Raw genomic sequence first — 9,299 nt, forward strand, 5'->3', positions numbered from 1 at the left:
GTCGCGCCGATCCCGTCGGCACTTCCTTTTCCCATCCCTTCTCGGAAAGCGAACGGTGGAAACCGCAGCCCTGATCGTCGTTCTGGTCATCGCTCTCGCGCTCTTCTTCGACTTCACGAACGGCTTCCACGACACCGCGAATGCGATGGCGACGCCGATCGCGACCGGTGCGCTCAAGCCCAAGGTGGCGGTGCTGCTCGCAGCCTGCCTGAACCTCGTCGGCGCGTTCCTGTCGACCGAGGTGTCGAAGACGATCTCGCACGGCATCATCAACGAAGACGCCATATCCAGTTCGGAGATGCTGCCCATCATCTTCGCGGGCCTCATCGGCGCGATCACGTGGAACATGCTCACGTGGCTGCTCGGCCTGCCCTCGAGCTCGTCGCACGCCCTGTTCGGCGGTCTCATCGGCGCGACGATCGTCGGCACGATGTCGCTGTCGTCGATCAACTTCGGCGAGGTGCTCGGCAAGGTGGTGCTCCCCGCCGTCATCGCCCCGTTCACCGCCGGCGTGATCGCGTTCGCCGCGACGCGCCTCGCGTACCTGCTGACGCGGCGGTACGACAGCAAGCCCGACGGCCGTGACGGGTTCCGCTGGGGCCAGATCTTCACGTCATCGCTCGTCGCGCTCGCGCACGGCACCAACGACGCGCAGAAGACGATGGGCGTCATCACCCTCACGCTGATCGTCGCCGGATGGCAGAGCGCCAGCCAGGAGGACCCCTACACGTGGGTCGTCTTCGCCTGCGCCTTCGCGATCGCGCTCGGCACCTACGTCGGCGGGTGGCGCATCATCCGGACGCTCGGCAAGGGCCTCACCGACGTCAAGCCCGCCCAGGGCTTCTCGGCAGAGACCGCGACCGCCTCGACCATCCTGGCCTCGAGCGCCTTCGGCTTCGCGCTGTCGACGACCCAGGTCGCGTCGGGTTCGGTGATCGGCTCGGGACTCGGCCGTCGCGGGTCGAAGGTGCGCTGGCGCACCGTCGGGCGCATCGCGATCGGCTGGCTGCTCACGCTCCCCGCCGCGGGTGCCGTCGGCGCCGTCGCCGCGCTGATCGTCACGTGGCTCGGCGGATGGGGCGTCTTCATCGACGCGGTCCTCGCCGTCGTCATCATCGTCGGGCTGTTCCTGCGCTCGCGCCGTGACGAGGTCAACGCGAGCAACGCCATGAGCGAGGTGGCCGACTCCGGGCTCGCCGTCAAGGTGAAGCGCAACCCGCCGCCCACGCGCCGTCAGCGCCGCATCGCCCGTGAAGAGGCGCGCGTCCGCGCCGAGGAGCAGGCGCGCGTCAAGGCCGCCGCGAAGGCGAAGGCGAAGGCCGACGCGAAGGCCGCCGGAGAGCGTTCGAAGGCGGATGCCGCCGCCAAGGCCGCGGCGCGCCCCGGCAAGGGAGGCGAGAAGAAATGATCGAGATCGACTGGCTCGCCTTCGTCCAGGTGTTCGTCGCCGCGCTCATCGCGTCGCTGCTCGTCGTCGGCTTCTACGCCATCGCCGTGCGGCTGCTGGTGCGCGCCGGACGCGTGCCCGTGGTGGCGCCGGCCGAGTTCACCGACGCCATCACCGTGATCTCCGAGAAGGAGGCGCGTCGCGCCGAGAAGGCGGCGGCGAAGGCCGCCAAGAAGTCGCCGCTCACCGACGGCCAGAAGCGCCTGGCGCTCGTCGGCGCGTACGCGTCGTTCGGGATGTGCGGCCTCGCCGTGCTCGGCGGCCTGCTGCTGATCGTCTTCGGGCACTGAGCGTCACCGCCTAGGGTGGGGGCATGGTCGCCACACCGGTTCCGCACGGAGCACCCGTGCAGTTCGGCCAGCACCCGCCCGCCCGCCGGACGCTGCTGCACATCAGCGATACGCATCTTCTCGCCGGCAATCCGCCCCTCGGCGGCCGGTACGACACCGCGGCGAATCTGCGCAGGGCGCTGGCGGCGGCCGAGGCCACCGGCATCCGTCCCGACGCGGTCGTCTTCACCGGCGACCTGACCGATCTCGGCGAGCCCGAGGCGTACCGCGCGCTGCGCGATGCGGTCGAGCCGTTCGCCGAGCGTCTGGGCGCGCCCGTGGTGTGGGTGGCGGGCAACCACGACGAGCGGCCCGCGCTGCGGCGCGAGCTGCTCGACGCGGCGCCGACCGAGGAGCCGGTGACCGGCGTGTGGGACCTCGACGGGCTGCGCCTCGTCGCGCTGGACTCCACCGTGCCCGGCTGGCACCACGGCGACCTCGACACGGCCCAGCTGGAGTGGCTGCGCGACGTGCTGGCGACACCGGCCCCGCTCGGCACGATCCTCGCGATGCACCACCCCCCGCTGCCGTCCCACATCCCGTTCTTCGACATCCTCGAGCTGCGCGACCAGGGCAGGCTCGCCGAGGTGATCGCGGGGACCGACGTCCGTGCGATCCTCGCAGGCCACCTCCACTTCTCGACCAGCGGCACCTTCGCGGGCGTGCCGGTGAGCGTCGCCGCGGCCACCTGCTACACGATGAACCTGGCGCGTCCCGCCGACCTCGTGAACGGAATGGATGCCGGCCAGTCGTTCCATCTCGTGCACGTGTACGACGACACGATCACCCATGCCGTCGTGCCCGTCGTCGAGGCATCGACCGCCGACTTCTTCTCGCCCGAGTGGGTGGCGCACATGGCGCGCCTCACTCCGGAGCAGCGACTCGAGGAGTTCTCGCGCAAGCGGTCGTGAGCTGATCGCCGTGTCGCGGTGCAGCCGCCGTCGCGTATGGTGGGCGGCGCCTGAGTGTACGCCCCGTACAACCCCGGGTGGCCGTTGCGCGAGTAGGGTCGATGACAACCCGCACACCGCTGTGAACGACCCACGAGGACTGCACACATGGCTCTGGACGCAATGACGCGAACCCGCATCGAGACCGATTCCCTGGGATCCATGGAGATCCCCGCCGACGCGTACTGGGGCATCCACACCGCGCGCGCACTCGAGAACTTCCCGATCTCGAAGCGCCCCATCTCGGTGTACCCCGACATGGTGCGCGCCCTCGCGATGGTCAAGCAGGCCTCGGCCCGCGCCAACCGCGAGATCGGCGTGCTGGACCCGGCGAAGGCCGACCTCATCGACCGTGCCGCGCAGCTCGTCATCGACGGCGAGTACCACGACCAGTTCGTCGTCGGCGTGATCCAGGGCGGCGCCGGCACGTCGACCAACATGAACGCGAACGAGGTCATCACCAACATCGCGCTCGAGCTCGCCGGGCGCGAGAAGGGCGACTACGCGTTCCTGTCGCCCATCGACGACACGAACCGCAGCCAGTCGACCAACGACGTGTACCCGACCGCCATCAAGGTGGGGCTGGGCCTCGACCTCGACACGCTGCTGGAGGAGCTGGACCTGCTGCGTCAGTCGTTCCTCGCCAAGGCTGTCGAGTTCCACGACGTGCTCAAGGTCGGCCGCACGCAGCTGCAGGACGCCGTGCCCATGACGCTCGGCCAGGAGTTCCACGGCTTCGCCACGACGCTCGGCTACGACCACCAGCGACTCACCGAGAACGCGTACCTCCTGTACGAGATCAACATGGGTGCGACGGCCATCGGCACCGGCATCACCACGCACCCGAGCTACGCGCCGGCGGTGCTGCGGCACCTGCGTGAGATCTCGGGCCTCGACCTCGCGACGGCGGGTGACCTCGTCGAGGCGACGAGCGACACCGGTTCGTTCATGTCGTTCTCGTCGTCGCTCAAGCGCAACGCGATCAAGCTGTCGAAGATCTGCAACGACCTGCGGCTGCTCTCGTCGGGCCCCCAGGCGGGCTTCGGCGAGATCAACCTCCCGGCGCGGCAGGCAGGCTCCAGCATCATGCCCGGCAAGGTGAACCCGGTGATCCCCGAGGTCGTCAACCAGGTGGCGTTCGCCGTCGCCGGTTCCGACCTGACGGTCACGATGGCGGTCGAGGGCGGGCAGCTGCAGCTGAACGCCTTCGAGCCGGTGATCGCGCACTCGATCTTCCAGTCGATCACGTGGCTGCGCCAGGCGATGTACACGCTGCGGGTGAACTGCGTCGACGGCATCACCGCCAACCGCGAGCGCCTCGGGGCGATGGTGGGTTCGTCGGTCGGAGTCATCACCGCGCTCACCCCGTTCATCGGCTACGCCGCAGCGGCGGCGCTCGCCAAGACGGCGCTGCTCACCGGCCGGAGCGTGGCCGACCTCGTCGTCGAGGCCGGGCTGATGTCGCGCGACGAGGTCAACAAGCAGCTGTCGCCGGCGCGCCTGTCGGGTCTGGAGACCGTGACGGCGGCGATCCCGGTCGTACAGGCGCCCGAAGACGTCGTCCCATCCGACACCGGCGTGCGCTGAGGTGCGAATCGGGCCCGGTGGGGGATTCTCCCCACCGGGCCCGATTGCCCCGGACATGCGCCTGCCGATACCGTCGGGGAGTCACATGCGAGAGGAAACCCACATATGACCGACTCCCAGAACCCTGTCGACCCGGCAGAGCAGCCGCCGGTGCCGCCCGCGGCGCCGGCAGCCGACGCCGCTCCGACGGCGCCCGAGGCACCGGCCCCGGACGCTGCCGCCGAGCCCGTTGCTCCGGCTGCCCCGGCGTACGAGGCCCCCGCCGCTCCGGCGTACGAGGCGCCGGCTGACTCCGCGGCTCCCGCCGCGGAGTACGAGGCCCCCTCGGCTCTGGCGCCCGAAGCCGCCGCTCCCGCGTACGGCGCTGCGCCTGCCGCGCCTCCGGCCTACGGAACCGTCCCGCCCGCCCCGCCGGCGTACGGCGCTCCCGCCGACCCGGGTGCCGCTCCTGCCTACGCCGCCGCCCCGCCCGCGCCGTACGGCGCACCGGCGCCCGGCGCTCCGGTCCCCGGCAAGACGCTCGGCATCGTGGCGCTCGTCGTCGTGTTCTTCGCGTCGCTCATCGGCCTGATCCTGGGCTACGTCGCGCGCTCGCAGAGCAAGAAGGCCGGCGTCCCCAACACGCCCGCCAAGGTCGCGATCATCCTGGGCTGGATCTTCCTCGTGCTCGGCATCATCGCGGGCATCATCCTGACGGTGGTCCTGGTCAACCTGGGCACCTCGCTGGCGCAGATCTGCGCGGGCTACCCCGCGGGCGACTACGTGCTCGACAACGGCACCACGATCACCTGCCCGTGATCGACTGACACGACGAAGCCCCTCTCCGTCGGAGAGGGGCTTCGTCGTAACGGGTGGCGCGACGCATCCGGTCAGTCCACGATGCGGCAGTGCGTGGTGAGCGCGCCGATGCCGTCGATCCCGACCGTCACCGTGGAACGGTCGCGCAGGAACACCTGCGGGTCGCGCGAGTAGCCGGCGCCGCCGGGGCTGCCGGTCGAGATGAGCGTGCCCGGAAGCAGGGTGGCCGACCGGGACAGGTGCGACACGAGGGTGGCGACGGGGCGCACCATCTGCGCCGTCGTGGCGTCCTGCAGGGTGGTGCCGTCCAGCACCGTCCAGATGTGCAGCGCCTGCGGGTCCGGCACCTCGTCGCGGGTGACGACGAACGGGCCGGTCGGCGTGAAGCCGTCGAAGGACTTGCACCGCGACCATTGGGCCTCGGAGTACTGGATGTCGCGCGCGGTGATGTCGTTGACGACGGTGTACCCCCACACGTGGTCGAGCGCGTGCTCGGGGTCGACGTCCTTCGCGGGGGTCCCGATGATCACGCCCAGCTCTGCCTCGTAGTCCACGGATTCGCTGAGCGTGCGCGGCCAGGTCGTCGTGCCGTCGTGGCCGGCGAGCGAGTTCGGCCAGAGCACGAACACCGTCGGCGTCGAGTCGGTCTTGAGCCCGAGCTCGCTGGAGTGCGCGGCGTAGTTGAGACCGATCGCGAGGACGACCGGCGGCGTCAACAGCGCGGACGCGAATCGCATCGCGGTCAGCGGATGCCGCGCCCCGCCGTCGCCCGCATCCCGGACCCGATCGAGCAGCGCGTCGCCGCCGGCGATCAGCTGCTCCAGGGTGGCGGGGGCGCCCTCGAAGAGCTCGTCGACGAACACCGCTTCGTCGCCGTCCACCAGGACGAGTCTCGGCAGGGCGCCGCCGGGCGGGACGACGTGGGCGAAGCGCATGCCCCCAACCTACTCGGCGACATGATGGATGGGGATGTCCCAGGTCGGTCGGCGCTCGGTCGCCGCCGGCACGCGCCTCTAGGCTGTGCGCATGACGTCCGATCCCGGTGCCGCGCCCCAGCGGCCCTCGCTCACGCCTCCTGAGTTCGCTTCCGCGTTCGCCCAGCCGCACCACGCCGCGCCCGCGACGATCTTTCCGCCGACGACGTCGCACGCGCCGGTGCCGGTGGCGGCGTCGGCGCCGAAGCGGGGGAGCGCGGCCGCGATCTGGCTCGTCGCGGTCCTCGTCCTGGTGCTCGTCGGACTCGTGGGGTACTTCCTCAATGCGCTCGGCCCCGGCGCTTCACTCCTCGGCATGATCCTCGCGCTCGTCCCCCTCGTCGGCGTGTGGTTCGCCGTGCGCCTCGTCGACCGGTGGGAGCCCGAGCCGGGCCGGCTGCTGCTGCTCGCGGTGGCGTGGGGCGCCATCGCGGCCGTCGGCATCGCGCTCGGCGTGGACGCGGTGCTGACCCTGCTGTTCGGCGTGCGCACCGGCGTCGGAGAGGTGCTGCAGACGGTGGTGCAGGCGCCCGTGGTCGAGGAGTTCGCCAAGGGGCTCGGCGTGCTCCTCATCTTCGCGATCGCGCGCCGGTCGTTCGACGGACCCGTCGACGGCGTCGTGTACGGCGCACTGGTCGGCGCCGGGTTCGCGTTCACCGAGAACATCCAGTACTTCGCCGTGAGCTTCATCGAGGGCGGCGCGATCGAGACCTCGACGACCTTCTTCCTCCGCGGCATCCTCTCGCCTTTCGCGCATGTCATGTTCACGAGCGTGACCGGGTTCGCGCTCGGTCTGGCCGCCCGACGGGGCCTGACGACCGGCCAGGCGATCGGACCGTGGCTGGCGGGCCTCGCCGGCGCCATCGCACTGCACGCTTTCTGGAACGGCTCGGCCATGTTCGGCGACTTCTTCGTGCTGTACCTCACGCTGCAGGTTCCGCTGTTCATCGGGTTCGTGCTCGGCATCGTGGCGCTGCGCCGCGAAGAGGCGCGACTGACCAGGCGTCGCCTCGGCGACTACGCCGCTGCGGGCTGGTTCACGCCGCAGGAGGTCGACATGCTGGCCACCTCGGGCGGGCGCAAGGCGGCGATGGCGTGGGCGGCGACGCTGCGCGGCGACCGGCGGCCCATGATGCGATCGTTCATCTCGGATGCCACGGCGCTCGCCGCGACGCGTCAGCGGGCGCTGACCGGACGCGACCCTCAGGCGGCGGGGCAGGAGCACGAACTGCTCGGGCGCATCGTCGCGACGCGCGCAGCGATGTTCGCCCCGTAGACCCGTGTCCGGGCCAGGAGCGGCGTGTGCCGCGGTGGCCGCAGACAAACTCAGCGCTCGGTGCCGCGGCGATGCCTGCGTGACTCCCGAGCGCTGAGCTGGTCTGCCACCAGGATGCCGGGTGCGCGTCGCGGGTGTCAAGGGACGGGTCCGGTTACCCTGACGGCGAACCGGCACTGCGGTCTGGGCGCCGGGATGGTTGGATGGTGGCATGACTGACGACCGCACCAAGCCTGAGATCGACGCACCCGCCGGCCCCGCGCCCGCCGACCTCGTCATCCGCGACATCGTCGTGGGCGACGGCGCCGAGGCCAAGCCCGGCGACACCGTCACCGTCCACTACGTGGGTGTCGAGTACGAGACCGGCGAGGAGTTCGACTCGTCGTGGAACCGTGGCGAGAGCATCCAGTTCCCGCTGCGCGGCCTCATCCAGGGCTGGCAGGACGGCATCCCGGGCATGAAGGAGGGCGGCCGTCGCGAGCTCGTCATCCCGCCGCACCTCGCCTACGGCCCCGCCGGTGGACACTTCCTCGGCGGCAAGACGCTGATCTTCGTCATCGACCTCATCAAGGTCGGCTGACTCCGGCTGTTCTTGAGGGGCGGGTGCTGCGGCGTCCGCCCCTCTTCGTGTCCTCGTGAGAATTTTTTCATTCACAGGAATAGATAACCTGGACAGTGACGTTGTCACCCGTGAGCCCGCGGGAAGCGGGCGAACGGACTTCTCACCACCACGGAGGAACACATGACCGATGCCACGACGATCGACATCCCCGGCTACCGCACCGGCACCTGGGTGCTGGACCCCGCGCACAGCGAGGTGACCTTCAGCGTCCGCCACATGATGATCTCGAAGGTGCGCGGCACGTTCGGCATGAAGAGCGCGACCCTCATCGCGCCCGAGAACCCGCTGGAGGCCAAGGTCGAGGCGAGCGTCGACGTCACGTCGGTCGACACCAAGGACGAGGCGCGCGACAACCACCTGCGCTCGGCCGACTTCTTCGACGTCGAGAACCACCCCACGATGGAGTTCCGCTCGACCGGCGCCCGCGTCGAGGACGGCGACTTCCTCGTGGACGGCGACCTGACGATCCGCGGCATCACCAAGCCCGTCACGTTCGAGTTCGACTTCGGCGGCTTCGGCGTCGACCCGTGGGGCAACTACAAGGCCGGCGCGACGGCCAAGACGATCGTGAACCGCGAGGACTTCGGCCTCACCTGGAACGCCGCGCTCGAGACCGGCGGCGTCCTGGTGGGCAAGGACATCACCATCACGCTCGACCTGCAGGGCGCGCACCAGCCCGCCTGATCGCACGGACCTTTCGAAGAGTGGTCCCCACGGCCTCTCCACGCGCCGCTGACGCGTCGCGCGGAGCGTCGGGCCGTGGGGACCACTCTTCTCATGTCTGCGAGGACCGGCGCCGCAGTCGCAGGCGGTCCTGTGCCAGCAGGATGCCGAGGAAGACGACGAGGGCGCCGACGGGCTCGTTCCAGCTGACCGTCTCGCCGAGGATGAGCACGCCGAGGATGACGCCGACCACCGGAGTGATGTAGGTGACCGTCGACGCGCGCGTCGGACCCCAGGCGCGCACGGTGTTCTGGTTCCACACATACGCGATGCCGGTGCCCAGGCATCCGAGCAGCACGAGGCTCACGACGATGGGGACGTCCAGCCGCACCGGGGTCAGCACGAGGAACGGCGTGAGCACCGCCATCACGAGCCCGGCCATCGCGATGTAGCCGAACGTGAACGCGAGGGCCGACATGCCGGTGTTCGAGACGAAGCGGCGCATGTACGCGAAGCTGAAGCCGTAGCTCGCGGTCGCGCCGAGGATCGCCAGCTCGGCGACGAGGCTGCCGTCGAGCGAGACGCCCTGCCACGGCGCGATGATGACGATCACGCCGACGATGCCGACGCCGATCCCGACGACCTGGAGCGCT

The 9,299-nt window shown here is 70.3% G+C and carries 10 protein-coding genes; 8 read left to right on the forward strand and 2 right to left on the reverse strand.

All coding sequences use genetic code 11. The features are described 5' to 3' along the window. Positions 1-55: 55 nt before the first annotated feature. The 5 genes from ACTHNQ_RS13215 (at position 56) to ACTHNQ_RS13235 (ending at position 5,111) form a co-directional block, all read left to right on the forward strand. Positions 56-1,408 carry an anion permease gene (locus ACTHNQ_RS13215; RefSeq protein WP_440334037.1) on the forward strand — a complete coding sequence of 451 codons (1,353 nt, stop codon included), beginning with the start codon at positions 56-58 and terminating at the stop codon, positions 1,406-1,408. After that, complete coding sequence (locus ACTHNQ_RS13220; RefSeq protein ID WP_018172158.1) at positions 1,405-1,737, forward strand: hypothetical protein; 333 nt, start codon at positions 1,405-1,407, stop codon at positions 1,735-1,737. Before ACTHNQ_RS13215 ends, ACTHNQ_RS13220 begins: the two co-directional genes overlap by 4 nt. A gap of 23 nt (positions 1,738-1,760) precedes the next feature. Further along, positions 1,761-2,687 (forward strand): metallophosphoesterase, encoded by a 927-nt coding sequence (locus tag ACTHNQ_RS13225; RefSeq protein ID WP_440334040.1) that lies wholly within the window; start codon positions 1,761-1,763, stop codon positions 2,685-2,687. Between the two features lie 147 nt (positions 2,688-2,834). After that, positions 2,835-4,313 carry an aspartate ammonia-lyase gene (locus ACTHNQ_RS13230; protein WP_440334042.1) on the forward strand — a complete coding sequence of 493 codons (1,479 nt, stop codon included), beginning with the start codon at positions 2,835-2,837 and terminating at the stop codon, positions 4,311-4,313. A 105-nt stretch (positions 4,314-4,418) separates the two neighbouring features. Beyond that, positions 4,419-5,111, forward strand: a complete 693-nt coding sequence (locus ACTHNQ_RS13235) for a DUF4190 domain-containing protein (RefSeq protein WP_440334044.1) — start codon at positions 4,419-4,421, stop codon at positions 5,109-5,111. Between the two features lie 71 nt (positions 5,112-5,182). Here the strand turns inward: ACTHNQ_RS13235 and ACTHNQ_RS13240 are convergent, their stop codons facing one another. Continuing rightward, positions 5,183-6,046, reverse strand: a complete 864-nt coding sequence (locus ACTHNQ_RS13240; protein WP_440334046.1) for a fumarylacetoacetate hydrolase family protein — start codon at positions 6,044-6,046, stop codon at positions 5,183-5,185. A 91-nt stretch (positions 6,047-6,137) separates the two neighbouring features. Between ACTHNQ_RS13240 and ACTHNQ_RS13245 the strand changes: the two genes are divergently transcribed. From ACTHNQ_RS13245 to ACTHNQ_RS13255, 3 genes are all read left to right on the forward strand, one after another. Next, on the forward strand, positions 6,138-7,361 hold the full coding sequence (locus tag ACTHNQ_RS13245; RefSeq protein ID WP_440334047.1) for a PrsW family intramembrane metalloprotease: 1,224 nt from the start codon (positions 6,138-6,140) through the stop codon (positions 7,359-7,361). 211 nt (positions 7,362-7,572) lie between these two features. Next, on the forward strand, positions 7,573-7,941 hold the full coding sequence (locus ACTHNQ_RS13250; RefSeq protein ID WP_018172164.1) for an FKBP-type peptidyl-prolyl cis-trans isomerase: 369 nt from the start codon (positions 7,573-7,575) through the stop codon (positions 7,939-7,941). Positions 7,942-8,103: 162 nt separating this feature from the next. Next, positions 8,104-8,667, forward strand: coding sequence for a YceI family protein (locus tag ACTHNQ_RS13255; RefSeq protein WP_440334049.1), 564 nt, complete (start codon positions 8,104-8,106; stop codon positions 8,665-8,667). A gap of 91 nt (positions 8,668-8,758) precedes the next feature. On the opposite strand, the gene ACTHNQ_RS13260 is transcribed toward ACTHNQ_RS13255, so the two are convergent. Then, positions 8,759-9,299, reverse strand: a 541-nt coding sequence (locus tag ACTHNQ_RS13260; RefSeq protein WP_440334051.1) for a DMT family transporter, incomplete at its 5' end; no start/stop codon positions are given.

The sequence above is a fragment of the Microbacterium sp. genome, from assembly GCF_051953575.1.
Lineage (GTDB): Bacteria > Actinomycetota > Actinomycetes > Actinomycetales > Microbacteriaceae > Microbacterium.